The 26,031-nt window shown below is 42.7% G+C and carries 26 protein-coding genes; 19 read left to right on the top strand and 7 right to left on the bottom strand.

What is annotated here, in order from left to right:
* Positions 1-438: 438 nt before the first annotated feature.
* The 3 genes from R7P35_RS05145 to R7P35_RS05135 all read left to right on the top strand — a co-directional run bounded on the left by R7P35_RS05145 (position 439) and on the right by R7P35_RS05135 (position 2,213).
* Entirely contained in the window at positions 439-957 is a 519-nt protein-coding gene (locus R7P35_RS05145; RefSeq protein WP_005382627.1) for a DUF4136 domain-containing protein, read from the top strand.
* A 144-nt stretch (positions 958-1,101) separates the two neighbouring features.
* On the top strand, positions 1,102-1,482 hold the full coding sequence (locus R7P35_RS05140) for a hypothetical protein (protein ID WP_017820318.1): 381 nt from the start codon (positions 1,102-1,104) through the stop codon (positions 1,480-1,482).
* A 50-nt stretch (positions 1,483-1,532) separates the two neighbouring features.
* Positions 1,533-2,213 (top strand): DedA family protein, encoded by a 681-nt coding sequence (locus R7P35_RS05135; protein WP_258458583.1) that lies wholly within the window; start codon positions 1,533-1,535, stop codon positions 2,211-2,213.
* 124 nt (positions 2,214-2,337) lie between these two features.
* On the opposite strand, the gene R7P35_RS05130 is transcribed toward R7P35_RS05135, so the two are convergent.
* The 3 genes from R7P35_RS05130 to R7P35_RS05120 all read right to left on the bottom strand — a co-directional run bounded on the left by R7P35_RS05130 (position 2,338) and on the right by R7P35_RS05120 (position 4,176).
* Positions 2,338-2,661, bottom strand: a complete 324-nt coding sequence (locus R7P35_RS05130) for a hypothetical protein (RefSeq protein WP_042522561.1) — start codon at positions 2,659-2,661, stop codon at positions 2,338-2,340.
* An 86-nt stretch (positions 2,662-2,747) separates the two neighbouring features.
* A complete protein-coding gene (locus R7P35_RS05125) occupies positions 2,748-3,206 on the bottom strand; it encodes a hypothetical protein (RefSeq protein WP_017633653.1) in 459 nt (152 codons plus the stop codon).
* 328 nt (positions 3,207-3,534) lie between these two features.
* The gene (locus R7P35_RS05120; RefSeq protein ID WP_025767877.1) at positions 3,535-4,176 is read right to left on the bottom strand and encodes a murein L,D-transpeptidase catalytic domain family protein; all 642 of its coding nucleotides are present in this window, start codon (positions 4,174-4,176) and stop codon (positions 3,535-3,537) included.
* 822 nt (positions 4,177-4,998) lie between these two features.
* On the opposite strand from R7P35_RS05120, the gene R7P35_RS05115 reads away from it, so the two are divergent.
* Positions 4,999-5,574 (top strand): imm11 family protein, encoded by a 576-nt coding sequence (locus R7P35_RS05115; protein WP_025767876.1) that lies wholly within the window; start codon positions 4,999-5,001, stop codon positions 5,572-5,574.
* Positions 5,575-5,713: 139 nt separating this feature from the next.
* On the opposite strand, the gene R7P35_RS05110 is transcribed toward R7P35_RS05115, so the two are convergent.
* Entirely contained in the window at positions 5,714-8,074 is a 2,361-nt protein-coding gene (locus R7P35_RS05110) for an EAL domain-containing protein (RefSeq protein ID WP_025767875.1), read from the bottom strand.
* Positions 8,075-8,547: 473 nt separating this feature from the next.
* Between R7P35_RS05110 and rbsD the strand changes: the two genes are divergently transcribed.
* From rbsD to vctC, 13 genes are all read left to right on the top strand, one after another.
* A complete protein-coding gene (rbsD, locus tag R7P35_RS05105; RefSeq protein WP_005382620.1) occupies positions 8,548-8,967 on the top strand; it encodes a D-ribose pyranase in 420 nt (139 codons plus the stop codon).
* A 23-nt stretch (positions 8,968-8,990) separates the two neighbouring features.
* Positions 8,991-10,496, top strand: coding sequence for a ribose ABC transporter ATP-binding protein RbsA (rbsA, locus tag R7P35_RS05100; RefSeq protein WP_213916884.1), 1,506 nt, complete (start codon positions 8,991-8,993; stop codon positions 10,494-10,496).
* Positions 10,493-11,476, top strand: a complete 984-nt coding sequence (rbsC, locus tag R7P35_RS05095; RefSeq protein ID WP_005382618.1) for a ribose ABC transporter permease — start codon at positions 10,493-10,495, stop codon at positions 11,474-11,476. Before rbsA ends, rbsC begins: the two co-directional genes overlap by 4 nt.
* Positions 11,477-11,563: 87 nt before the next feature.
* Complete coding sequence (gene rbsB / locus R7P35_RS05090; protein WP_213960653.1) at positions 11,564-12,442, top strand: ribose ABC transporter substrate-binding protein RbsB; 879 nt, start codon at positions 11,564-11,566, stop codon at positions 12,440-12,442.
* Between the two features lie 223 nt (positions 12,443-12,665).
* Positions 12,666-13,583, top strand: coding sequence for a ribokinase (gene rbsK, locus R7P35_RS05085; RefSeq protein WP_213960652.1), 918 nt, complete (start codon positions 12,666-12,668; stop codon positions 13,581-13,583).
* A gap of 35 nt (positions 13,584-13,618) precedes the next feature.
* On the top strand, positions 13,619-14,641 hold the full coding sequence (locus R7P35_RS05080; protein WP_262656110.1) for a substrate-binding domain-containing protein: 1,023 nt from the start codon (positions 13,619-13,621) through the stop codon (positions 14,639-14,641).
* Between the two features lie 499 nt (positions 14,642-15,140).
* Positions 15,141-15,872: a nicotinamide riboside transporter PnuC gene (gene pnuC / locus R7P35_RS05075; protein WP_025767870.1), complete on the top strand. Its 732-nt coding sequence runs from the start codon at positions 15,141-15,143 to the stop codon at positions 15,870-15,872.
* 10 nt (positions 15,873-15,882) lie between these two features.
* On the top strand, positions 15,883-16,614 hold the full coding sequence (locus R7P35_RS05070; RefSeq protein ID WP_213904449.1) for a nucleoside phosphorylase: 732 nt from the start codon (positions 15,883-15,885) through the stop codon (positions 16,612-16,614).
* Positions 16,615-16,748: 134 nt separating this feature from the next.
* Positions 16,749-17,429 (top strand): Crp/Fnr family transcriptional regulator, encoded by a 681-nt coding sequence (locus tag R7P35_RS05065; RefSeq protein WP_213904450.1) that lies wholly within the window; start codon positions 16,749-16,751, stop codon positions 17,427-17,429.
* 163 nt (positions 17,430-17,592) lie between these two features.
* Positions 17,593-18,501, top strand: coding sequence for a siderophore ABC transporter substrate-binding protein (locus tag R7P35_RS05060; RefSeq protein ID WP_213904451.1), 909 nt, complete (start codon positions 17,593-17,595; stop codon positions 18,499-18,501).
* 22 nt (positions 18,502-18,523) lie between these two features.
* Positions 18,524-19,459, top strand: a complete 936-nt coding sequence (gene vctD / locus R7P35_RS05055; RefSeq protein WP_130546284.1) for an iron chelate uptake ABC transporter permease subunit VctD — start codon at positions 18,524-18,526, stop codon at positions 19,457-19,459.
* Entirely contained in the window at positions 19,452-20,402 is a 951-nt protein-coding gene (gene vctG, locus R7P35_RS05050) for an iron chelate uptake ABC transporter permease subunit VctG (RefSeq protein WP_005376631.1), read from the top strand. The genes vctD and vctG overlap by 8 nt, the downstream gene beginning before the upstream one ends.
* A 2-nt stretch (positions 20,403-20,404) precedes the next feature.
* Complete coding sequence (gene vctC, locus R7P35_RS05045; RefSeq protein ID WP_017635379.1) at positions 20,405-21,160, top strand: iron chelate ABC transporter ATP-binding protein VctC; 756 nt, start codon at positions 20,405-20,407, stop codon at positions 21,158-21,160.
* Positions 21,161-21,202: 42 nt separating this feature from the next.
* Here vctC and cueR read toward each other — a convergent pair whose 3' ends face one another.
* Together cueR and R7P35_RS05035 are read right to left on the bottom strand one after the other, a co-directional pair.
* Positions 21,203-21,589 carry a Cu(I)-responsive transcriptional regulator gene (gene cueR, locus R7P35_RS05040; protein WP_005376627.1) on the bottom strand — a complete coding sequence of 129 codons (387 nt, stop codon included), beginning with the start codon at positions 21,587-21,589 and terminating at the stop codon, positions 21,203-21,205.
* An 87-nt stretch (positions 21,590-21,676) separates the two neighbouring features.
* Positions 21,677-22,645 carry a helix-turn-helix domain-containing protein gene (locus tag R7P35_RS05035; protein ID WP_213904452.1) on the bottom strand — a complete coding sequence of 323 codons (969 nt, stop codon included), beginning with the start codon at positions 22,643-22,645 and terminating at the stop codon, positions 21,677-21,679.
* Positions 22,646-22,761: 116 nt separating this feature from the next.
* On the opposite strand from R7P35_RS05035, the gene R7P35_RS05030 reads away from it, so the two are divergent.
* On the top strand, positions 22,762-24,768 hold the full coding sequence (locus R7P35_RS05030) for a TonB-dependent siderophore receptor (protein ID WP_213904453.1): 2,007 nt from the start codon (positions 22,762-22,764) through the stop codon (positions 24,766-24,768).
* Between the two features lie 41 nt (positions 24,769-24,809).
* A complete protein-coding gene (locus tag R7P35_RS05025; RefSeq protein ID WP_005376622.1) occupies positions 24,810-25,091 on the top strand; it encodes a DUF2218 domain-containing protein in 282 nt (93 codons plus the stop codon).
* Positions 25,092-25,179: 88 nt separating this feature from the next.
* Here R7P35_RS05025 and R7P35_RS05020 read toward each other — a convergent pair whose 3' ends face one another.
* Complete coding sequence (locus tag R7P35_RS05020; RefSeq protein ID WP_005376619.1) at positions 25,180-25,431, bottom strand: YgjV family protein; 252 nt, start codon at positions 25,429-25,431, stop codon at positions 25,180-25,182.
* Between the last annotated feature and the right edge of the window lie 600 nt (positions 25,432-26,031).

Below are 26,031 nucleotides of genomic sequence, written 5' to 3'. Positions count from 1 at the left end.
GCAGCGGGAATCGAACCCGCATCATCAGCTTGGAAGGCTGAGGTAATAGCCATTATACGATGCCCGCGCATCGATAGTACTCGGTTAATATGCCACACTGGACGAAAAAGAAAAGTCTTTTCTCATCAAATGTTTGTCAGTTGCCTAAAAAAGTAGCGGACTGATGTTAAAGTGTTCATTGTCTCTGGTTTTTTGTGGCACTCGCGATTTCGTTACTAAGCCTAGAGGCTTCCAATTAGGTCGTAAACACCGAATTCTTAGGTGTTTAGATGTTGATGATATTCAAGATTTTCTGTGTAAAGGTTAATCTCGTTTATTGAACAGTCACGTTTCATGGTCAAGACTAGATATTGAAATGATTACTTTTTACTGTTGATGCGTATGTATAACACAGGGTAATTCTGCTGAAACAGTCAGCTTAACCAAAGGAGATTTAACATGATGAGAGGTTTGATATTAGGGCTGGTGGTGATGCTGGTATCTGCTTGTACTACCGTTACAACCGATGTAGATAAACAAGCCGACTTTTCAGCTTACAGAACGTTTGACTTCGGTGCTCAGGCGGAAGCTCCTACCAGTATTGATGGTCGACGTATTGAGCAAGGGCTTGCTGAACAGCTTGAGGGTAAGGGTTTAATTAAGGTAAATAGTGGCGGTGACCTTTACGTACATCATGATATCGTAGAAGAATCCGAGCTTGTTTCTTCAGGATCGTCGGTGAGCTTTGGCTATGGCTGGAATAGCTTTGGTGTGATCACTTCAAGCCCAGAAAGATATAAAGAACGTAAATATGGGAAGTTGGTGGTTGAACTGGTTGATGCAAAGGCTAATCAAGTCGTTTGGAAAGGCGTTTCAAGTCGTAAACTGTCTGAGTCAATGAGCTCTGAGAAAAGAGAATCTCTCATCCAAGAAGAAATCGCGAAGATGTTTGAAAGCTACCCTTACGGTGAAAAATAATTAGTATTCTTAACGATTAAGAATACTAATTGCCAATAGTTACGCACAGGGTTAAAAGAACTTATTATTTTGGTTTTGGTTACCTTTGTGCGTACGACCCTGATTGCTTTACTCGGACTACTTTTCTGCTTGTTGGCTCCGAGCATGAGCCTGGCGCACTCACACCCAAATTTTCTTTCCTTTCATAACCAGAATATTGCTGTTGACGCTAAGTCGAAGCACTTTTCAGAACATCCTATCTCTCCAATACAACTAGACTACCCGAGTTTAAACAGCCGGAATGTATTGAGGGTTAGCCATGCTAAGGAAATGAGCTCGAACGACGATGTAGAACCCGAATGGTTTGAAATGCTTGATGTAGCATGGTGGGCGCATCGTTCGGCAATTTACTCGATGAAGCGGCTAAAACGCATCGGCAATGAGGCTTTAGGTTGTTGTATTGAAAGTATTTTTACTCACTTTAAATACAGAATCGGCGTGAGAAAAGAATCGAATTTGATATACCGCTTTATACATGCTCGCTAACACATTCCATGTTTTTGCAACTTTTGGTTAATTATGCTTAGGAGCGGTTTATGTTTGATTCGATCATTCAGGTCTTGAGTGCTTTTTGGCATCAAGATTTCACGGCGTTAATGGCGCCAGGCAGTGCAGGTTTGGTTTATTTTGTTGTTGCTGTGATTATCTTTTTGGAAAGTGGTTTTATTCCTGCTGCACCTTTCCCATGCGACAGTGTCGTCGTATTATCCGGTACGCTGGCGGCGGTTGGCGTCCTTGACCCAATTATGATCATGTTGGTAATAGCTGTTAGTGCGGGGTTGGGAAGTTGGGCGGCTTATTTACAAGGCAAGTGGCTAAATCGCTTACCTAAGGTCCAAGGCTGGGTGAGTGCGGTTCCTCAAAAGCGTTTGGAACAAGTCGACGTATTACTCAGTAAACATGGATTGGTTGCGCTTTTGTGCGCGCGGTTTATTCCGGTTGTTCGTTCCCTATTGCCATTAATGATGGGGTTGCGAGTGAAACGTCTTAGTAAATTCCATTACTTTGCGTGGCTGAGTGCGATTTTATGGACGCTGATATTATGCGGTTTTGGTTCATTACTTCCTTTGCTACCGGAAAATATGAGCAAAGCAATCACAATGCTATTAATGGCGGCACCAATAATTACTTTTGTGATTGGAGTGCTTAGTTTCTTGTTTGTTAAAGCACGTCGAGCGTTCTGTAAACCCAAGGATGTGTCTGAGTTTTCTCAGTAAGTTTACTTGATTTGCACTTTTAAGCTTGTATGCAGATTAGACATCTAATCGACAGGTTTTTATCAGTAAAAAGAAAGGCGCATACATTGCGCCTTTCTTTTTGAGTGTCGTTAGGGTTTCGAATTTAATAGCCAATGCTATATAGGTATTCGCCAACTTCTTTGCACTGAGACTTGTAGATGTTCTCTACTTCAGACTCATTCTTATCTGCTGCTTTAAATTCAAGTTCGGCAGACGATAGCTGGTCAAAGCTGTAGTCTCTCTCAGACATTAAGTAGTGTCTGAACATCGCTCTGTGTTCCGGAACTGCAATACGTGCGTTAGAAACGTTGGCACACTCTAACAGAGTGTCGTTACTCATTTCTTCTGGCTTAGTTTCTGTGTTTGCAAAGGTTGAGCCCGCTGAAAATAGTAATGCTAGTGCGATGGTTGTAGCGATTCTTGTCATTATATGGACCTCAAATTGGTTCTAGTAACAATGAGCATATTGGCTCTTATCGTTACATTTTCGTGTTCTCTGTATGTCATAAAAAGTTAAACAACAGAGAAGGCGTTGCGACCATGAGTAAAGACGTACATTAAGTTCGCTTCCTTTCTTCCTGAGAGGCGATAAAGAGAGCGTTGACTCATGAGTCCGCCATAACTGTCTAGAGGTAAGCGAGATGCTTGTTTTGCCAACTCCAGTAGTGGTGGAGAAGAGAAAGCAATAAGTAAAAAATAATCAGGAGTAAAATCTGATGATAAAACGCCATCAGTAGCTGATGTTCGGCGACAGGAGACAAGCCCGAACAACTCGCGCTTTATATGTAGGTAGTAACTTTCTGAACCCCAAGAGCTCAGAGAAGCTGAGGCATGAAAATCAGTGTGTGCTAGCTCAAAATCGTCTTGTTGAGAGAGTTTAAGTAGGCGCTCGGAAGTGTAATGTTTGGTGTGGTGCCACTCATGCGCATATGACGCTGTGATGAGCCCTGAGAGCAGGGACAAAGAAAGCATCAATAATATATGGTGTAGATAACGCAAGAAGTAACCCTAAACATATAAAGCCACAGTTACCCACCATGATTAAGGAATCTTAGTGGAACTATGATAACGACGAAAGCCAGTGTCTGATGAACTCAGCGTATACTAACGAGATGGAAGGGGGATGAACAGAGTTTTCTGATCGCACTTAGGTATATCAGCGAATAACACAATAGTTTTCGCTTTCGAGTAAGCGAAAATGGAAAGAGAGTCGTTGCACAAGGACGATTAAGCTAACAGGATTATTACTGGGGAAGAAATAGAATCTTCTTTTGTCTTCCCCATATGTGTCGCATCGGTATTACGCGCTTGCGTAAATAACGCTGCCGCCTTTTATAGTGTCAATGATCTCGCGAGACAACTTCTTTGGTAAAGCAGGGCAACCCCAACTGCGTCCGAGGTATCCATTCTTCTTGATAAAGGAAGGGTTTGCGTAATCGGCACCGTGCACGACAATGTAACGCTCGCGAGCTTTGTCGTTTAATCCAGAGCTTAGCCCATCTAATCGAAGTGAATAGCCATTTGAGCCGTAGTAAGTGGTATCAGTCAAAAAAGTGCCCAATGATGTTTTTCGCGAGTTCACGACATTTGAAAACTGTGTCGCTGTTTTCTTTCCGCTGTTCACGCCGTGAGAAACATACGTATTGTAGATTAGCTTCTTTTTATCTAAATCAACCACATAAAAACGCTTTTCAGTTGATGGTTTACTATAGTCGATGATCGTTAGTACCGACTTCTTTCTATCGGGTGTCTTCTGATAAGCGATGTAAGCGTCACTGAACAACTTAAAGTCTACTATGCCATCTAGCTTGGCTTGTTTAAACACATGTTCAACTTGCTTTGGTCGTAAATGATCCCTGGGTTCGTTATCTGATTGTTTTGCAAAAGCAAAAGGTGAGACAGACAACAGCGCACATGTAAATAATAAAATTAACTTTTTCATCTTGGCTAAATAAAACTCTATGGTGTTACAAATTTACCGATTGCTTCATGCATTCGTTAAAACAACATGCACATCAATATAATTCTATTCCCAATGTTTCTTATTGCACGCTTAGGTGCTTGATATTGGGTTGACGATAAGTTTTCGAGTTAAAAACTAACTAATTGAAACTTATATAAAATATGAAGTTTAACGATGGTTTCTATAAACTTCGGCGTAAATAATATCTGATATATGTAATTAATAAAACTGTGTTTAAGGATATTTGTGAAGTTGCTAATTTATAAAAACGGCGTTTTATTTTTCGTACTTTAGAAACTCTTTTTATTTCAATGTGTTTTCTTTTTCTACGCTTTATCCAATACCTCAAAAGTTTGTGATTTAACTCGTAACAAATCGTAACGCCGAATCGTTATGTGTATAAGTGCATTTATAATGTATGAATAAACAACAGGGTGGTAAGAAAAGGCAGTAAAACAGCGGTGAATCGGTTGTTTTTAATTCACGATTGACAAAGCCAAGTCTAAGTCGTACAAAAATTGAACTTGTGAATGTATCGTTTAAGTGAGAGTGATGAGCTCGAAAAAAGTGAAGTGATGCGTGCTATTGTTTATTCTCTAATTTATTCGATTACATAAGGAAGGGTACATAGTAAAAATTTAAAAAATAATTCTATCGTGTGGATTAAAATATATAAATAATAAAACTTAGAAATTAAAAGATAAGAACGCCAGATCTGAATTCATTAAATTTTTGAACATGAAAGTAAACTCTATTTATTATGTTTGGTTTGAAAGCGCTCAAATTGATTTAAGGACGGTTATGACAGCATTTAATAAAGTGTTTATTGTCACTCCCAATGTTAATGATTTTGCAATGTTGCGAGAGTCGCCATTGGAAATGTCTCTTCAAGTAACGGCAAGCAAACCTATCCAACTCTATGGAGAGTCTGTTAAAGCCAGTTGGAAAAGTATTGATATTGAATGGTTAGACGTTAAGGGTGAAAAGCCATTACCCAGGCCTGATATTGCAGCATGGGGATCTTTTACTCTTGCTGTATCCGCTTCTATTGCGGATAAGCTCGATGTGTTGAGCGAGAATGTCGAATTTTTACCATTAAATCTACAAGGAAAGCCTTGGCGAGCATTAAACATTGTCACTCAAATTGATGCCATTGATACCTCTGCTACCGAGTATAATCTTCGTCATGGTAAGCTAAGTCGTGCTAGACCGTTTAAGAAACTCGTTTTGAATAGGGAAGCCGTTAATGAATCTGACTTGTTCAGAGTAAAAGGTGCTGGGCTCAGAACGTTTTGCACGGACAAAAAAGGTGGCTTGTACGATAGCGTCAAAGCGCTGAATTTGACCGGTTTGGATTTCAAGGAAGTGCTGGTTTAAAAACGAATAAATAGTGATTTACTCGACTAAAGTCATAGATATAGGTATGGGGGAACAAAAGCTGAGCATCTATCAATGAAGCTCATATATAACTAAATACAGCCGCCACAGTTGTGACAGCTGTACGTCTCCCCTTAACTTATGTTCTTGAAACCCTAATTGAGCTGGCCATGGACGCATCAAATCGACTGTCGTCATTTGCCGATTGCCACCACAAGCTCAATTGTTCTTTAGTCATTGGTTTGCCAAATAAATAGCCTTGCATATAGTCGCAGCGGTATGCCGATAGCCATTCATGCATCATATTGTGTTCAATACCTTCTGCTGTAACCGTTTTATTCTGGGCATGGCATAGCTCAATAATAGGTTTGATCACATGGCCGTTGTTGGTCTTCATCAATGTAACGAGGAACTCTCGATCAAATTTGATTTTTTGAACCGGATACTGAACGAGCTGAGTTAACGATGTGTAACCAGAACCAAAGTCATCAATTGCAAGACGGTAGCCACGTTTTGATAGCTCATCAAGTAGAGCCGTGCCTTGTTGTTCTGCGGCAAAGGTTTCGGTTATTTCTATCTCAATACATTCTGGTTTAACACTGTGCAGTGTCGCTTGTTCATGGATGTAGTTTGCCATTTCTATCGAGTTTAGCTCTGCTGATGAAAGATTGACCGAAAGAACAATATTCTTACCGAAAATATTCCTTAATTGATGGTATTCCGCCGTTGCATTGGCGAAAACCCAGCGGTCAATTTTATCAAATAATCCGGCTTGCTCAGCAATTGGAATAAACTCCTTTGGAGGGATAGGGCCGATACCTTCGGCTTCCCAGCGCAACAAGACTTCTAACCCCTCAATTTCGTTGCTTCGATTGTTCATATAGGGTTGAAAAACAAGGTGAAATTCTTCCTCTACATTGCTTTTTCGGAGCGCACGTTCAAGTTGACTTCGTCTTTGAGACTCAATATTGAGAGCGGCTGAATAATAGGCGTATTGATTTTTCCCTGCCCGTTTTGCTTGATACATAGCCGCATCGGCACTGGAGAGTAACTTCGCGATGTCAGTACCGTCTTGAGGATATTGTGCAATACCTACGCTTGCCGTAACGGGAAATGAATTACTCCAAGATGAACTGAGATTACTAATCGGTTTTAGTAACTCTGATGCAAGCAAATCAGGCAAGCGTTTTACCTCTTGATTTGAGCTCAGCAAAATTGCAAATTCGTCACCAGATAACCTGGCGGCAAAGCAGGGGCTGTTGTAATCGTGCGAGAACTTTTGACAGGCATTCTTGATGTGTGATGAGAACACTTTTAATAAGTTATCTCCCAATTCATGCCCGTATTTATCATTCACGTATTTAAAGTTATCAAGATCGACGTAAACAACCCACAGAAACTGCGAAGGGGAGAGAAGTTCACGAGTGGCAAGCTCATGAAAACGATGGCGATTGGCGAGTTGCGTCAGGTGATCCGTTTCAGCTAGGCGTTTTGTCTTTTTATAGATGACATTAAGTTCCTCATACATATCAAAAAAGCGTGCAGAGAGGCGTCCTATTTCATCGTTTGTTTCTAGCTTTTCAATATTGTCACGTTGATTAGATTCAAGTTCGTTCAGCTGCTTATCAAGGCGAGAAACAGGGCGCAACACATAGCGGTACAACACCAAAATGATTAATGTGATGGTGAAAAACGCCGCTACGCCAAAGGAGAAAGCAAGTTCTAGCCACACTTTATCGACTTTATTCCACATTAAATATTCGGCAGGAGAAAGCACGGCATAAAAGTGCGGCAGCAGCTCAATGGTTTGAGCGAGAGGAATATCAAGATAAATGGGTTTGTCGGCGAAAGTAATCACGCTGTGTGTGTCAAACTCGATGTCATGCTTAATCTCGTTAAAGGCTTCAAGTGATACGGAAACTACCACAAAAAACACATTTTTCGAGTCAAAGCTCAAAGGGTGAGTCCCCGTTCTTTTGTCGACGACCTCATATTGAAGAAGAATGCTTTGTCCACTGGAGTTATAAATAAAGCCAGTGTGACTGAAAGCCTCTCTCTCATTGAAACTTCGTGATATGTACTCTAACACCTTTGGGTCGACCACGCCCGATGATTCGTAATATTTGTTTTCTGTGTAGTAGAGAAGGTTTTGTTTGCCGTCGAGGATCGCCATGCTCGCATCGCCTTTGTAACCATGGCTCAATACTTCAGCGGTCTCGTCTAATCGGTTAAACAAGACTCGTTCACGATAGGGGTTGTTATGATTTACCAAATAGTCTTGTAATACATCACTTTTACTGAGCGTATAGGCATAACTATTAAGAAAAATATTCGCTTGTCGAAACTGCCCGGCGAGCTTTTCCATTTGCAACTGAATATAGCTGTCTTCCCGCTTGATGAGCGTCACTTTTTGAATGCTATAAATAATATAGCTAGATACTAACGCGCTTAATAAGATCACTGGCGCGACAAGCAAAATGACTCTATTGCTTAACTTCATTATGGTTCTTAGTTTCCGTTTGTGTCCCTACAAACGTCGCGTACCAGGTAAGGTACTGAACGGATGATGTGTTTTGGCAAATTGTAACCAGATTGTAAGGTGAGCGTTCTCCAAAATCAGGCAGCTATCTAAGAATTGTGATGACGTGAAAGGTTTCGAGCTTATTAACTAGAGGTTTTCTCAGTAGTTGGACGTCTCTTTTCCTTCCTCCCTGTATAAAACCTAACCGTAATGACAGGTAAATACCATCATCGAAACGTTTCGATGGTAAAGTGTGACTCAAGTGCACTTTTCCTATTCAATGACAATTGAATTACAGATCATTCTCACACCTTATCGATCTCACACTGGTCAAATTGCGATGACGAATTATTATTTCATCGAAACGTTTCGATGAGTTTTCTGTTAATAACGAAAACACTTTAAGACAGGCGCTCATGGTTGTATGAACGTGTAACCGAAAGGTCGATGAGATGAAAAAAAGTACCCTAATTAACTCAGATATTTCTTACTTGGTGGCGACGCTAGGCCACACCGACGAGATCACGATATGTGATGCTGGTCTACCAATCCCAGAGCATGTTCAGCGAATCGATTTGGCGCTAACGCATGGGGTACCAAGTTTTCTTGATACTGTTCGCGTAATTCTATCTGAGTCCCAAATCGAAGGGGTCATCATTGCGGAAGAGTTCTCTGATGCAAGCCCAGTTTTGCATGAAGCGTTGCTCAACGAACTGAGCAAAGAGAGTGAAGAAACGGGCAAATCTATTGAAGTGAGCTACGTGTCACATGAAGCGTTTAAAGCACGTACGGCGCAAAGTCGCGCTATCGTAAGAACCGGCGAATGCTCGCCATATGCGAACGTTATTTTCCAAGCGGGCGTGGTTTTTTAAGCCAGAGATATTGAGGACAGATTATGACTCAAGCCATTCTACAACTAAGCGAAATTGAGAAGGCGTTTCCGGGCGTAAAAGCACTCGACAAAGCAAGCCTGAATGTTTATCCAGGCCGTGTTATGGCGCTGATGGGTGAAAATGGAGCAGGCAAGTCAACGTTAATGAAGGTGTTGACAGGCATTTACCACATGGATACGGGGAGCATTCAATATCAAGGTCAGCCGGCGGCCTTTAAAGGGCCACGCGATTCACAGGAAGCTGGTATTAGTATTATTCACCAAGAGCTGAACCTGATTCCTGAACTGACGATTGCCGAAAATATTTACTTGGGACGAGAGTTCACTGGATCCTTAGGGCGTATCCAGTGGGGCAAAATGTATGACGAAGCTGACAAGCTTTTAAAACGTCTCAATGTCAAGCACTCATCAAAAACATTGCTTGGCGATTTAAGCCTTGGTGAACAACAAATGGTGGAAATTGCAAAGGCACTTTCGTTTGAGTCGAAAGTCATCATTATGGATGAGCCAACGGACGCATTGACCGATACCGAAACGGAATCACTGTTTAAAGTGATTAATGAGCTTCGCGAGCAAGGATGCGGCATCGTATACATTTCGCATCGTCTTAAAGAAATCTTTGAAATTTGTGACGACATTACCGTACTTCGTGATGGTAAGTTTATCGGTGAGTGCAAGGTGTCCGACACTGATGAAGATGGCCTAATTGAAATGATGGTTGGCCGAAAATTAGAAGAGCAATATCCACGTATTGATGTCCAACATGGCGAAGCTTGTCTTGAAGTCATTGGTTTGACTGGATCTGGCGTTCAGGATGTGAGCTTTACTCTCAAGCGTGGTGAGATTCTTGGAATTTCTGGCTTGATGGGCGCAGGCCGCACTGAACTCATGAAAGTCATTTACGGCGCATTACCTAGTGAGCATGGTGTTATCAATCTTGATAACAAAACTATTAACCCGGTTAGCCCGCAAGATGGCTTGGCAAATGGTATCGCTTACATCTCTGAAGATCGCAAAGGCGATGGTTTGGTTTTAGGTCTTTCAGTTAAGGAGAACATGTCACTTTGTTCGCTAAACCAGCTGACCAAAGGCTTCCAGATTCAACACAGCGACGAAGTGATTGCAGTGGAAGATTTTATTAAGTTATTCAACATTAAAACCCCAACGCGAGATCAAATCATCGGCAACTTATCTGGTGGTAACCAGCAAAAAGTTGCGATTGCGAAAGGGTTAATGACGAAACCTAAAGTTCTGATTCTGGATGAGCCAACACGTGGTGTTGATGTCGGAGCAAAAAAAGAGATTTATCAGCTCATCAACAAGTTTAAGGCCGAAGGCATGAGCATCATCTTGGTTTCTTCCGAGATGCCTGAAGTGCTCGGCATGAGCGACCGTATTTTAGTGATGCATGAAGGTCGTATCACTGGCGAATTTGATGCGAAAGACGCCGATCAAGAAAAATTACTCGCCTGTGCCGTAGGCAAAGAGATCAATGAGGAAGCAGCATGAGTACGAATACCATGAGCAAACCAACCGAAACTGGCAACAAGAAGTTGTTCACAAAAGAGTGGCTGATTGAGCAAAAATCACTGATAGCTTTGATCTTTCTGATCGTTGTTGTGTCATTTTTGAACCCGAACTTTTTTACGGTCGACAACATTCTCAACATTCTTCGTCAAACCTCCGTGAATGCCATTATCGCAGTGGGTATGACATTAGTTATTTTAACAGCAGGCATCGACTTAAGTGTTGGTTCGGTATTGGCATTGTGTGGTGCCTTTGCGGCAAGCATGATTGCGCTTGAGGTTCCGGTGCTAGTGGCGGTTCCAACTGCTTTAGTCGCAGGTGCAGCGTTAGGTGCGATCAGCGGTATCATTATTGCGAAGGGTAAGGTGCAGGCATTTATCGCTACGCTAGTTACCATGACGTTACTACGCGGTGTGACCATGGTGTACACCGAAGGTCGTCCAATCTCGACAGGCTTTACTGACACCGCGGATGCGTTCGCATGGTTTGGTACTGGCTACGCGCTAGGCATTCCAGTTCCTGTTTGGTTAATGGTGGTTGTGTTCGCTGCGGCTTGGTATTTACTTAACCACACGCGCTTTGGTCGCTATGTTTACGCACTAGGCGGCAATGAGTCTGCGACTCGCCTATCAGGTATCAATGTAGACCGAGTGAAGATTGGTGTCTACGCCATCTGCGGTATGCTAGCAGCGCTTGCAGGTATTATCGTAACGTCTCGTCTTTCTTCGGCGCAGCCAACAGCAGGTATGGGCTACGAGCTAGACGCTATCGCAGCGGTTGTTCTTGGCGGTACCAGCTTGATGGGCGGTAAAGGCCGTATCATGGGTACCTTGATTGGTGCGCTGATCATCGGTTTCTTGAACAATGCACTTAACCTACTTGATGTTTCTTCCTACTACCAAATGATTGCAAAAGCAGTGGTTATCTTGCTTGCGGTATTGGTAGACAACAAAAACAAGTAATTCATAACAATCTGTATATATAAAACAGTGAATACAAACCGAGTCAGGGGACGTGTACTGGCTCACCCTACACAAAGGACTAGAACGATGAAAAAACTTGCAACTCTTATCTCTGCTGCACTTCTTTCTTCAACCGTATCGGTAGCGGCGCAAGCTCAAGATACCATGGCGATTGTGGTTTCGACGCTAAACAACCCGTTCTTCGTAACGATGAAAGACGGTGCGGAAGCAAAAGCGAAAGAATTGGGGTACGACTTAATTGTACTGGACTCGCAAAATGACCCGAGTAAAGAACTGTCGAACATCGAGGATTTAAGTATTCGCGGCGTAAAAGCAATTCTTATCAACCCAACGGATTCTGATGCAGTGTCTAATGCAATTCGTATGGCGAACCGTTCTAAGATCCCTGTGTTGACATTAGACCGTGGTGCAAGCCGTGGTGAAGTCGTGAGTCACATCGCGTCGGACAACGTAATTGGTGGTGAAATGGCAGGCCACTACATCATGGAAAAAGTAGGCGAAAAAGCAAAAGTCATTCAACTTGAAGGTATTGCGGGCACATCGGCAGCGCGTGAGCGCGGTGAAGGCTTTATGAATGCCGTGAAGGGCAGCGATATGGATCTTCTTGCTAGCCAACCAGCTGACTTTGACCGCACAAAAGGTCTAAACGTAATGGAAAACCTGCTAGCGGCTAACCCGGATGTACAAGCGGTATTTGCACAGAATGATGAAATGGCGCTAGGTGCACTTCGCGCAGTTCAAGCTTCTGGCAAAGATGTCGTTATCGTTGGTTTTGATGGTACGGAAGACGGCATTGCAGCAGTTAGCCGTGGCAAACTAGCGGCAACTATTGCTCAGCAACCAGACCTTATCGGTGCTTTAGGTGTTGAAACGGCTGACAAAGTTTTGAAAGGTGAAGAAGTAGAAGAGTACATCCCAGTACCACTAAAAGTAGTCACTAAGTAAGTTTCAAGTTCCAATAAATCATCCTAATTTTTGCTCTCTCCTCCGTTTATATCTGTCGTTTAGGAGGTGAGGGCAAACTTACCCAAAATACTGCAAAGTGTGGGGTATAGATGCCTTTGGCTTTTTATCGAGACTCCTTCGTCAGGAAGAGAAGTTAAAGTCATCTAATGTATTTTCCTAAACAGTTTTTAAAAAGGGTTCATTCAGAACCGAGGATAACCGTATGAATAAGTTAGTGGTGTTAGGTAGTGTAAACGCTGACCATGTTCTTCAAGTGCCTTCTTTCCCTCGCCCAGGCGAGACGCTGCATGGTCGCAACTATCAAGTTATCCCAGGTGGCAAAGGTGCCAACCAAGCCGTCGCGGCGGCGCGATTAAATGCAGACATAGGTTTTATCGCTTGTGTGGGCGACGACTCATTCGGCATTAACATTCGCGAAAACTTCAAAATGGACGGCATCGATATCACTGGTGTGAAGATGCAGCCAAATTGCCCGACAGGTATCGCGATGATTCAAGTGTCGGACAGTGGTGAGAACAGTATTTGCATTTCAGCTGAAGCGAACGCCAAACTGACAGCAGAAGCGATTGAGCCAGATTTAGAGCGTATTCGCCAAGCAGATTACTTGCTAATGCAATTGGAAACGCCGATGTGCGGCATTGAGAAAGCTGCGCGAATCGCGAAAAATGCCAAAACCAATGTCATTCTGAACCCAGCGCCAGCTCGCGAACTGTCAGATGAATTACTGTCTTGCATTGACGTGATTACACCAAATGAAACGGAAGCTGAAGTTCTGACAGGTATTACTGTAACAGACAACGAAAGCGCGCAAGAAGCGGCGAATGTGCTACATGGTAAAGGTATAGAAATTGTCATGATCACACTCGGTGCAAAAGGCGTTTGGTTAAGCCAAAACGGTCGAGGCGAAATCATCTCGGGTTTCCGCGTTGAAGCGACGGATACTACCGCAGCGGGCGATACATTTAATGGGGCATTCGTCACTGGTCTCCTAGAAGATTTACCTTTAGAATCAGCGATTAAGTTTGCACATGCGGCGGCTGCAATTTCTGTGACCCGCTTTGGCGCGCAAACGTCGATTCCAACCCGCGAAGAGGTGGACGCGTTTCTCGCTGAACAATGAGGCGCACAACGCCTCATTAAAATAGGAGTAGTAACATGGCGACGATGAAAGACATCGCAAAACTGGCAGGGGTTTCCACTTCAACAGTGAGCCATGTTATTAACAAGACGCGTTTTGTGAGCGAAGAGATCTCTGAACGCGTTAACAATGCCGCAAAAGAGCTTAACTACTACGCGCCCTCTGCGTTGGCGCGTAGCCTCAAAGTTAATCGTACCAAAACCATTGGTATGCTCGTGACAACCTCAACCAACCCATTCTTTGGCGAAGTCGTAAAAGGCGTCGAACGCAGCTGCTACCAAAAAGGCTACAGCCTCATTTTATGTAACACCGAGGGTGATAACGAACGTATGCGTCAATCCATTAATACGCTATTGCAAAAGCGTGTCGATGGTTTGATCTTGATGTGCTCGTCGCTAGAAGGAGAGCGTATCGATGTATTTGAGCGTTACCCAGATATCCCAGTTGTGGTAATGGACTGGGGGCCGATGCTATTTACAAGCGATAAAATCCAAGACAACTCACTTCGTGGCGGTTACTTAGCGGCGAAATACTTAATTGATTGCGGCCATACCGAAATTGGGTGCATCACTGGCCCTTTGATTAAACACCAAGCGCAAATGCGATACGAAGGTTATAAGCGAGCAATGAACGAAGCGGGCTTGGAATTTAATGCCAATTGGATCATTGAATCGGACTTCGAATGTGAGGGTGGGTATCAAGCGTTCAAAAAAATGGCTCAGCGTGGCGCATTACCCAGCTCGATTTTCGTCTCTAACGATATGATGGCGATGGGTGTGATTAACGCCGCAAATGAGCTCGGTATTAAAGTGCCGGACGACCTATCCATTATTGGTTACGATGACATCCATATCGCGAAATTTATGTCGCCATCGCTAACTACCATTCATCAGCCTAAGTACCGTTTGGGGCAGGCTGCCGTTGAGACTCTTGTCCGAAAGTTGGATGAAAAGTCAGCAGAGGCACAGGTCGTACAATTAGAACCGACTCTAGTGGAACGAAAAAGCGTCAAGAGGTTAAAGTCAAACGTCACTGAATGACGTGTGATGTTGAGCTAAAAAATTAAAAAAGTCGTTTCTCTTTATACGATAAAGCCTTACTATCGTCGTTGATTATAAATAAAACTATTAATTGTTGTCTGGCGGATTAGTTAAATGTTATCAAAAGGTTACGCTAAGTTGTCTGTAAAACACCCTTGGTTTCACCGAGTTAATGTTATTACAGTTGTATTGATTTTTTTTGTGAGCTGCTATCAGCTACTGGTTAATGAAGCATTTGAGTACGCAATTGGCTTTATTATTACACTTTTGGCGTCAGCTTTATTTGCATCAGCTTCTGCATTCAAAAAACGCTATCTAGGCTTGGATTCATAGGCACGTCTATTTCCAACATCGTTCAATAGCATCATTTATTGCTTTCAAGTAAACATTGAACTGAATTATGATCGAGTGCATCAAGAGGAGGACAAATGTCCTCCTTTTTGTTGGGGATCACGCTCTAATATAAGCGTATTCCAAACAAAATAATAAAGGACATGTTATGGACCTCTTTGCCTTACTCGATATTAATAATACTCTCGTTAACATTCCGATCGGCGACGGCTACGCAATGAGTTGGATCGAAGCTTTCGGTACAGTTTTTGGACTGCTTTGCATTTGGTTTGCCAGCCAAGAAAAAACCATCAACTACTTATTCGGTTTGCTGAATGTCACGCTTTTTGCCGTTATCTTTTTTCAAATTCAGTTATACGGATTATTGCTTCTTCAATTGTTTTTCTTCTGTGCGAACATTTACGGCTGGTATGCGTGGACCCGTCCAAACGCACAAGGTGAAACGCTGGAAGTTCGCTGGTTAAATAAACAGAAACTTATTACTACTGCCTCTATTAGCGTTGCATGTATCGCATTATTAACGATCTATATCGACCCATTTTTCTTTGCGCTAGCAAACATTGCTGTTGATAGCTTGAATCTCTTTGGTGCTGGCTTGGCTGAACCGGTGCTTGAACCTGACGCGTTTCCGTTCTGGGATGCAACCATGACAGTACTTTCTGTTGTTGCACAAATTCTGATGACACGTAAATACGTCGAAAACTGGATTCTATGGGTCGTGATTAACATTATCAGTGTGGGTATCTACGCGACGCAAGGTGTTTACGCAATGTCTGTTCAGTACGCGATTCTTATGTTCATCGCTGCCAATGGCACGCGTGAATGGGCTCGTAGCGCTAAGCGCAATGGCGATAAAACCTTAGCGCACGCTGCTGCGTAAGGAACGAAGAATGGCCAAACAACCTCATATCGGAGTGGATGAAACACAAATCGCTCCCTTCGTTATTGTATGCGGCGAGCCAGATCGAGCGAATCGTATCGCGGCATTATTTGATGATGCAGAAATGGTGTCGGAAAACCGCGAGTACCGTGTGTTTACCGGCAACTACAAAGGCAAGCCTGTTTCAGTATGTAGTACAGGTATAGGTGCGCCATCGATGATCATCGCAGTGGAAGAGCTAAAACAGTGCAGTGTGACTCATGTGGTACGCGTTGGATCGGCGGGGGCAATGCAATCAGGCATTCATCTTGGCGAGTTGATCATTGCCGAAGGCGCGGTAAGAGATGAGGGCGGCTCTAAAGCGTATGTCGATTCGTCTTATCCAGCCTACGCAAGCTTTTCACTGTTAAAGGAAGTTGAGCGTTACTTGTCGATGCAAAAAGTGCATTATCATTTTGGTGTGGTGCGTTCTCACGACAGTTTCTATACCGATGACGAAGATGCAATATGCCAACATTGGAACAAAAAAGGCATCTTAGGTGCCGATATGGAAACCTCTGCGCTGTTTACGGTCGGTCGACTACGAGGCCTTCATGTGGCTTCGATATTAAACAACGTGGTGCTGTATCAACAAGATGTGAAAGAAGGTGTTGGTCAGTACGTTGATGAAGCCAAAGTAATGATGCAAGGTGAGAAGAGCGCCGCGATTACGGCATTAGAAGCCTTGGTTGCTCAGCGTTAGCCAGTCTTTATCTCAGTAAGTCACATAAACAGAATAGATGTAAAGCGACAGGTCACTGTCGCTTTTTTATTTGGAGTTACGGGGTACAATCCACCTTAAATAGTTGTCCGTAACTTTTTCTGAGAGAGCAGAAAATGAAAATCAGCCCTTATCCGACTGGTCGCTTCAAAACATACCTTGAAGAAAAGAGTGCCACCTTTCGCGATTTGATTTATCAATGCCAAATAAATTCGCGTTACTTTGATGCTGGGGAAGCAATTCTCCGCCAAGGTGAGCAACTTCAGTACTTGTATGTTGTGCCAGTAGGTCGAGTCTCGATGAACATATTGGCCGCAAATGGACGACGTTTTCAATTAGGGGAAGCTAACTGCGACTATCATATTTATGGTGAAATGGAGTTCTTCACTCGGACTCCTTGTCAATGGAATGTGATAGCAGATGAACATATGCAGGTTGATGTTATCTGTATCCAAAAACTAACCGAAGCACTGCAAAATTATCCCCAAATGATGGTGTTCTTCGCTTCAGCATTGGCTGAGGATTATCAAGACTCCATGGATATCTACACTAGTCGTTTGTTGCATCCCATTACTTACAACATTGCCTATGATCTTCTCGTCCGTAATCAGACGGATAAGCTCCTTGGTGGCTTTGATAAAGTGAACCAAGAGGCTGAGCGGTTTGGCACCTCAGGCCGAGTCTATCGACGTGCAGTTAAGGACTTGATTGAAAAGGGATTGATTACAAAAACGGACAACGGTTTGGAGATTATTGATGAGCTGGCACTCAAAGCGTTTATTGAAGCGCATGAATGATACGCCCAGGTATTGAAACTGATGGGTTTTATAAGTCTTTGATATATCTAAGTCTTGAGTAAACGTAACTAATGTAAAGTACCTTAAATTTTGTTGAATGCATTAAAGAGTAGCGTTATATTGCGAACGCGTATGATAATAGATCTCATTAAGGCTTAACAAAATGAAAAAATTCGTCGGTGCGGCTATGCTGTCGTTATTTACTGTTTCTCCTTCTTTCGCTGCTAAAGTTGTGATTGACCACTACATGGGTCAAACAGAGCTAGAACAATCCCCAGAGCGTGTGGTTGTGATTGGCTTTGGCCCGCTAGATGCGCTGGACAACTTTGGTATCGATCCTGTTGCAGTATCTAACTCGTCTAATCTTCCTAGTTACCTTTCAAAATACAGCAAAGATAACTACACCTCTGCGGGTAGTTTGTTTGAACCTGATTTTGAAACCATCTACATGCAAAAACCGGATTTGATTTTGGTTGGTCCGCGAGCGTCTGCGAAATATGAAGAGCTGAGTGAAATTGCCCCTACAGTTGTTTTTGCGGCGGAAGAGAACCAAGGCTATTGGGAAGGCACGCAAGCGCAATGGCGCAATATTGGTAAGATCTTCAATATCGAAGAAAAAGTAGAGCAGAAAATTGAAGCGCTAGATGCTCAATTCAAAGCAATCCGTGACTACAACCAATCGAACAAAAATGATGCACTAACGATTTTGAGCATGGGTGACAACATCAGCGCGTTTGGTGCCCAGTCGCGATTTGGCGTCATTTATAACGACTTTGGCTTCTTGGAAACGGTTGAGCACGTGAAAACGGGCACTCACGGAGATGTCATTTCTTATGAGTTTATTCGTGAAGCTAACCCGAAAAATATTCTCGTGGTTGACCGAAATTCTCTGACAGGTACGCCGGATAACGATATTCGTAAATCCATGGATAACGACTTAGTCAAAGCGACCGCAGCATATAAAAATCACAAAATCACTTATTTAGATGTGGACGCGTGGTATTTGTCGATGTCTGGTGTGACAGCAACAGAAAAAATGGTCAGTGAGATAAAGCAAACCGTTGAACTGTAATCCAAGATAGCAGAGGTTAACTTTGAAGAAGTTATTGCTAACCCTTGTGGTTTTAAGCACGGTTTCGTTATTTGTTGGGGTGGCAAACATGACGCCCCAACAACTCTTTTCAGGTGATGAGAAAGCATTAGAGCTTTTCTTTACCAGCCGTATACCACGTTTATTTGCCATACTGCTTGCTGGTGCTGGCTTGAGTATTGCGGGTCTTGTCATGCAGCAAATCAGCCAGAACCGATTTGCTGCACCTTCTACAACTGGTACGATCGAATGTGCCATGCTGGGCTACGTACTGAGCGTGGTTTTCTTTGGTAACGACAATCACCTTTGGCTCGTATTCGGCATCTCGGTATTTGGGACGCTAGCGTTTGTTTTCTTTATTCAGCGCATTCAATTTAAGAGCGTGGTTTTTGTGCCTCTTGTCGGGATTATTTTCGGCAATGTCATCCAATCCATGACTACGTTTATCGCTTACAAATATGATGCACTTCAAAGTCTGAATGCTTGGACAGTAGCAAACTTCGCCAACATCTTGCGTGGTGATTTTGAACTGCTGTACATCGCGGTACCAATGGTTATCCTCAGCTATCTTTTTGCCGCAAGGATCTCTGCCGTAGGTATCGGAAAAGATTTCGCGATAAACTTGGGTTTAAATTATCAGCAGGTTGTGACGATTGGCGTGCTATTGGTATCCATCATGTCAGCAAGTGTCGTGATGATTGTTGGCCAGTTGCCATTCTTAGGGCTGATTGTGCCTAATCTCGTGAGTCACTTTTATGGCGATAACCTCAAAAAGAACATTCCGCTTACGGCCATGTATGGGGCCATTTTAGTGTTGTGTTGCGACTTGGTGAGTCGTTTAATTATTTTCCCTCATGAAATGCCAATCTCTATCGTGATTAGCATATTGGGTGGCATGGTATTCATCGCTATGTTGTTGCGAGGTAAGCAACATGCGTGATTCAACGAAAATCCTGCTGCTAGGTGGCATTGCGATTCTTTTCGCGTGTTTGTTTATTGGTATTGGGCTAACGGCTGACAACTACCAATATTTTTTGTCTCGTAGAGTTCCTAAAGTATTGGCGATAGTGCTAGCGGGTGTGGCCATTGCTCAGTCTTCACTTGTATTTCAAACCATTACGCACAACCGAATTTTAACGCCAAGTATCATGGGTTTTGATGCGCTGTATGTGTTAACCCAAATTTTGATCGTGTTGATTTTTGGTGGGTTGAGTACCTTAGTTCTTAACTTGTACGTCAATTTCGCGATTGCAGTAATTGTAATGGTGTCGTTTTCGCTACTGCTGTTTGGGTTTTACTTTTCAAAAGGAAGCAAGAACTTGATTACGTTGCTATTGGTCGGCTTGATCTTTGGTCAGCTATTTTCCAATGCGGCGTCATTCTTTTCTTTGCTGATGGACCCAAACACATATGCAATTGTTCAGTCGAAACTGTACGCCAGTTTCAATAATGTCAAAGTGAACTTGGTTTACTTTAGTGCTCCGGCTTTGATGTTTGCATGTTGGTTGTTGTTTAGGATGCATCGCACTTTAGATGTGTTTTGGCTCGACCAAGACAATGCGAAAAGCTTGGGTGTTGATGTACCTAAAGTGACGAGAAATGTGTTTATTATCTCGGCGGTTTTGATTGCTATTTCTACGGCTTTGGTAGGGCCAATCATGTTCTTTGGTTTACTAGTGACCAACTTAAGCCGAGAAATGTTCCGAAGTTACCAACATAAAACGCTATTGGTCGGATGTTCGTTTCTATCCATCAGTTCACTACTTGCTGGGCAATGGATAATTGAAAACGTGTTCAGTTTTGAGACGACGTTGAGTGTCGTAATTAACTTTATCGGCGGTGCGTATTTCTTATACCTGCTGCTGAAAAACAAAGTTGTATAAATATGATAGTAATAGACAAATTAACGAAGGCTTTTGGTTCAAACAAAGTCGTAGACGAGGCCAATACTCAGTTTGAAAAGGGCAAGGTAACATCGATTATCGGTCCAAATGGCGCGGGAAAGAGCACGCTGTTATCTATGGCCTCGCGCTTAACGGAGCGAGATGGCGGTAGTGTTATCATTGATTGCAAGGAAATCGCGGAATGGGACACAAAAGAGCTAGCGAAAAAACTGGCAGTACTTCGCCAAGCTAACTCGATTACAATGCGGTTTACCGTAAAAGAGTTAGTCTCTTTTGGTCGTTTCCCATACTCTAAAGGAAATCTGACTAAAGAAGATCATGAGGTCATAGAACAAGCGATCGACTACTTAGATTTGCAAGATATTCAAGACAAATACTTGGATGAATTAAGTGGTGGTCAGCGACAGCTTGCATTTATTGCTATGGTGATTGCACAAGATACAGATTATGTCTTTCTTGATGAACCTCTTAATAACTTAGATATCAAACACTCTCTTCAGATCATGAAAGTTGTACAGCAGTTAGCCCATGACATGAATAAAGCCATGGTGGTCGTGATTCATGATATTAATTTCGCGGCGTGTTACTCAGATGTCATATTGGCGCTTAAGAAAGGCAAGGTTGTGGCGAGTGGTGCGGTTGAAGAGGTTATTCAAGCATCTACGCTAGAGGACATCTATGAAACGCCATTTAACATCATAGAGTTAAACGGTAAGCGCATGTGTACCTATCATTAAGCGAGCTAGTTCGTTTTTAACGAGATCAATAGATAGGCGGGCTTACTTGGTGAGCTCGTCTATGATTGGGCATCGGCTCTCTGCATCTCCAGGACAAGAAGAAACCCAACCTTCAAGTTGCGTTTTGATCTCCATGAGGTGTGCAATTTTTTCTTCAACCTCTCTCAGTTTGTCCATGGTTCTTGCTTTTACTTCGCTACTTTTGCGGTTGGGGTTATGAGCAAGTTGTACGAACTCTTTGCATTCTTGCAACGAAAAGCCTGCGCTTTTTGCGCGTGATACCAAGTTAAGCTCTTGAATATGATTATCTGAATATTCGCGATAGCCAGAGTCGCTACGCGCTGGTGGAGATATGATCCCTTTGTCTTCATATAATCGAATCGACTTAGATGAAAGCCCTGTGAGCTTCGCGACAGCACCAATATTCATGTTTAACCTCCATAACGTTTAAGGCGAGTATATACCGATGTTGTGGATAAGACACTCCTAAATAACAGTCAGTTACCTAGAGTCCCCTTACTCTTTAATCACTTCATGTGGTGGCACACCAAATGCCTTTTTGAAGGCATAAGTGAAGTTAGAAGGGTGGTGGTATCCGGCTTCATAGGCGGCTTCTGTTATCGTTACTAGGCCACGTTCCAAATGTTGCCTAGCAATCTCAAGACGTCGAAAACGAATGTAGCCGTTTATGGTCATATTAAGTGATTGTTTAAATCGGCGCTGCAGGTTTGAAACACTCATTGAGAATTGGCTCGCCAACTTTTCCAAGCGTAGTTCTTGATCAAGGTGAGTTTCAATATAGCTGACAATATCCTCAATCCGACCATCAATGTGTCGTTCAATACTGCTGATTTTAGCACTGAAATTCTTAGGAATTTGCTTGGTGGCTTGATGTAATATTTGATAGATCAAGCTTTCGACCTCTAGCTTCTCTTGGAACTCTTGCGGTGTTTCTCTATTTGTTAACGTGTCAGCCAGCTCGCATAGCGTCTGGTTAAGCTCCAACTGTTGAAACGCCTGATGAGAGTTAAAAAAGGCTCGATGACTACAATTTTGCTCAAGGCGGGCCTCTAGCCATTGGGGCTTAACCAATATGTTGATCTTATTAATGAGGTTATCTTTGAGCAGTGAACGACGAAAATTTGCAGGTTTGAGTAAGTTCACCACTACACCCTTAGGGCCGTCGCTCGCGTCTAAATCAAATTGCAAATCGTCGTAGCCAAACGAGAGTCTACCTTCTAAAAGAATAGTGACCAGCAGTGAGGCGTGTGCAGTAGAAACAATATTCGAATCAATAAGTTCTAGACAACGCCCACCATGAACAAAAATTTGATCATTATACTGATATGATAGGAACTTACCTTCGGCCAGTTGAGTTTGACAAGGTTGGCCTTGCGTGACAATCCATTGTTTCTCTGTCGCCTCTAGTCTTTGGGTTAAAGCTATCTTGGCAATTTTAGTTCGTTTTGTTGTGACTTCCTGCATTTGACACTTCCTCATAACACTTGTGCGATTTCGCATAACCGAATCGCCTTTGTATTTATAAAACTCATGCTTATTATACCTGAGAATTATTATCATTAATATTTAGGAGTTAAGTTATGGAAAGCCCTGCTTGTTCACCTATCAAGCTTTCAAGCCTTTGCCTTGCAGTGGGAATGGCGCTATCAACCCCTGTTTTAGCTCAAGATACTGAGTCACATTTTGAAGAGGTCGTTGTATGGGGAACGAAAGTTTCCAGCAACACTGAGTCGATGTTTGCGGACGACATGTCACTGAAGCAAGCGGATCATATGTCTGATTTACTGCGCGATATTCCCGGTGTAGATGTTGGTGGAACACACTCTGTGAATCAACGTATTACGATTCGTGGTTTGAGCGAAACCGATTTGGACATTCGTCTTGACGGTGCTTCTCAGCATGCGAGCATGTTCCATCATATTGGTAACTTGACGCTGAACCCTGACATTCTCAAATCTGCGGACATTCAGGTAGGTAATAACTCTGTGACTCAAAACGGGTTAGGCGGTTCGGTTTACTTTGAAACGAAAGACGCTCGTGACTTACTTCGTTACGATGAAAAGTTTGGTGCGCGTGTTTATGGCGGCTATGCATCTAACGACAACCAGCAAGGTTCGTTGACACTGTACGGACTTTTGTCCGAAAACATTGATGCGATGGTCTATGGCCATTACGTTACGCGTGATGATTTTGAAGATGGTGATGGCAATAAAACCTATGGTGCTGCAGGTGATGTTTACAACATTCTGGCTAAGCTGGGGTATGAACTAAATGACATCCATCGTTTTGAGCTCTCTTATGACCTGTACCGAGACAGTGGAGATTACAGTCCGCGTCCTGATATGTCTGGTAGTGCAAATAATAGCCTGTCGAGCAAGTTACTTATCCCTACGGATTATGACCGCGATACCGTTACCTTGAGTTACGAGTTGCGAGGCGAACAACACCAAGGAAACGTCACTCTTTATAATACCGAGACAGAAATTAAACGTGACGAAACGGTGATGGCCCCTCGTTGGCCCTCGAACCGTTTATCAAAGAACACCGCCAAAAACCAAAACTTTGGTTTGAATGGCAAATTCCAGTCAGATGTTATGTTAGGTGAGTTTGATAATCGAGTCACTTATGGCTTCGACTACATGGATAAAACGTCTTCGAGTTACTACGGTAGTCGTAAGTTTATGGACGAATCGGCGATTTCAACCGCACTGTTTGTAGAAGATCAGTTCTTCTTCTCTGATGCCTTCTTTATTACCGCAGGTATGCGCTTTGATGATTACAAACGCAAAGCTGAGACAGGAACCAGTAATTATGATGATGTGACTTGGGCTCTAGCAGCAGAGTGGGCGGTGACTCAAGATTGGACGTTGTTTGCGAGTGCACGTTCTCTATTTAAAGGTCCAGAGCTAATGGAAACCTTTATTGCTTACCAAGACGTTGCATTTTTAGAGGATGGGCTAAAGCCAGAAACGGGATTGAACACGCAGGGTGGTGTTCGTTTTGATAAAACCTTTGATAAGCATTTCTTTGGGGCGAATATTACGGTATTCCAAACGGAAATTGATGATTACATTGCAGACCAGTATCAAAACGCGACTCAAACTTACCTGATTTACAACTTAGGTGATGTTGAGATTAAAGGCTTTGAAGCAAGTGCTTCTTATGGTTACGACAAGTTTAACAGCAAACTTTCTTACTCTAAGTCGGACACCAAAAACAAGAATACTGGTGGTCCTGTTGCTGGGGGCAATGGGCGTAGCATTGATATGGGTGATAGCATTGCTCTAACTTTGGATTACCAGTCAGACGCTTTAGAAACGATCTTCGGGTGGAACTCAATGTTTGTTCTAGAGGAAGACAACGTCTTTGATGGTCAGCCAAAGAAAGCAAGTTATGATGTACATAATCTATACGCTCAATGGGTGCCGTCTGATATTGATGGACTGTCGGTGACCTTTGGTATTGATAATGTATTTGACGAGTTGTACAGCTCTCACGCGTCTCGTTCTGGTACTGCACGTGGCTTCACGCTTGATGACTACGAGCCGGGTCGCAACTTCAAGCTCTCTGCAGCTTATCAATTCTAACAAGGTTCTTCATAGGACGTTTCAAAGTAACGAGTAAGTTCATGATTAAAGAAAGCACCCGAATAGATAGCGAACACGCTGACAAATACTTAGTGACGCTTTGTCGGCATTTTGGACGAAAAGTTCCTGCTACTTGGAATGAAAATAGCGGTTTGGTGACATTTCCGACGGGAAAAGCTGAGTTTAACCTTTGTGCATCTAGCTTAACTATAACCTGTGAGGCGGATTCAGAAGAGAAACTGAATACGGTTAAGGCGATCATTTCATCGCATGTGGACATGTTTTCTCGTCGAGAAACACTAGCACTTAGCTGGGTTCGTTAGCGCTCGTTTAAGGATGCTGTGATAGAAAGGGAATGTTAAAAGCAAAAGCCCGCAATCTTATGATTTGCGGGCTTTTATTGTTTGAATGCTATTGCGCTTTCTCAGGCTCTAGGCTTTTTTTTTCCTGCTGCATTTTTGCTAGGAAGTAGATGTTAACGCAAGCAATAAAACCGTTAGTTAGTACTACAGGCCAAGAATCAATCATTAGTCCGTAAGCGGTAAATAGCGCACAACCAATAAAGTTAAGGATACGAAGCTTAACAATATCTTTCATAGTTAGCGAAATAGCGACCATGATTGACGCTGCATAACCTAAAATCTCAACCATATTCATGTCCATTTTTTGACCCTCTTAAAATCTGCCGAATTTTGTCGGTACCAATTCTTCTCATCTTGAGATTAATGAGGAAGCTCCATGCCTCGAATGGTCTTTTTTTGTTGTATGGACGCACTATATCAATGGAAAAACCGTGATAAAAGCCTCAAATCAAGGTTAAGAGAAGGTTAGCGATTACGCAAACGTTTAGGACTGGAATTACTGATAATTTTACTTATTGTGTTGATTGATAATAACGATGACATTAATAGCTCAAACACCATTGAAAGTAAGGGAATATTTACATATCATTGAAAATGATAATTATTTTCAAGTGCTGTGTTTATGTATTTTATTATTAGCTTGCTCGTGTTTTTTTTGCTGTATATCAGAACAAAACCGAACTCGTGGTGTGCGGGGATTCATATCGTAAGCCACTTTTTTATCGTTGCATTTTGTCCTGCAATTTATGTTGTTCAATATTTAATCGTTACGTTTTTTTCGTCACCGATATTGATTAAGCTGTCATCACGCTCCGGTGTATACAACATTCTCATTGCTTTTCTTCCATTATTGATCGCAACCGGCAGTCTGGCGTTTAGCTGAATGATTTCATCTCTCTTC

It is taken from the genome of Vibrio sp. Vb0304, from assembly GCF_033338995.1.
Classification (GTDB): Bacteria; Pseudomonadota; Gammaproteobacteria; order Enterobacterales; family Vibrionaceae; genus Vibrio; species Vibrio alginolyticus.
The sequence above is the reverse complement of the archived record's forward strand: the minus strand, read 5'-3'. Positions and strand labels throughout refer to the sequence as shown.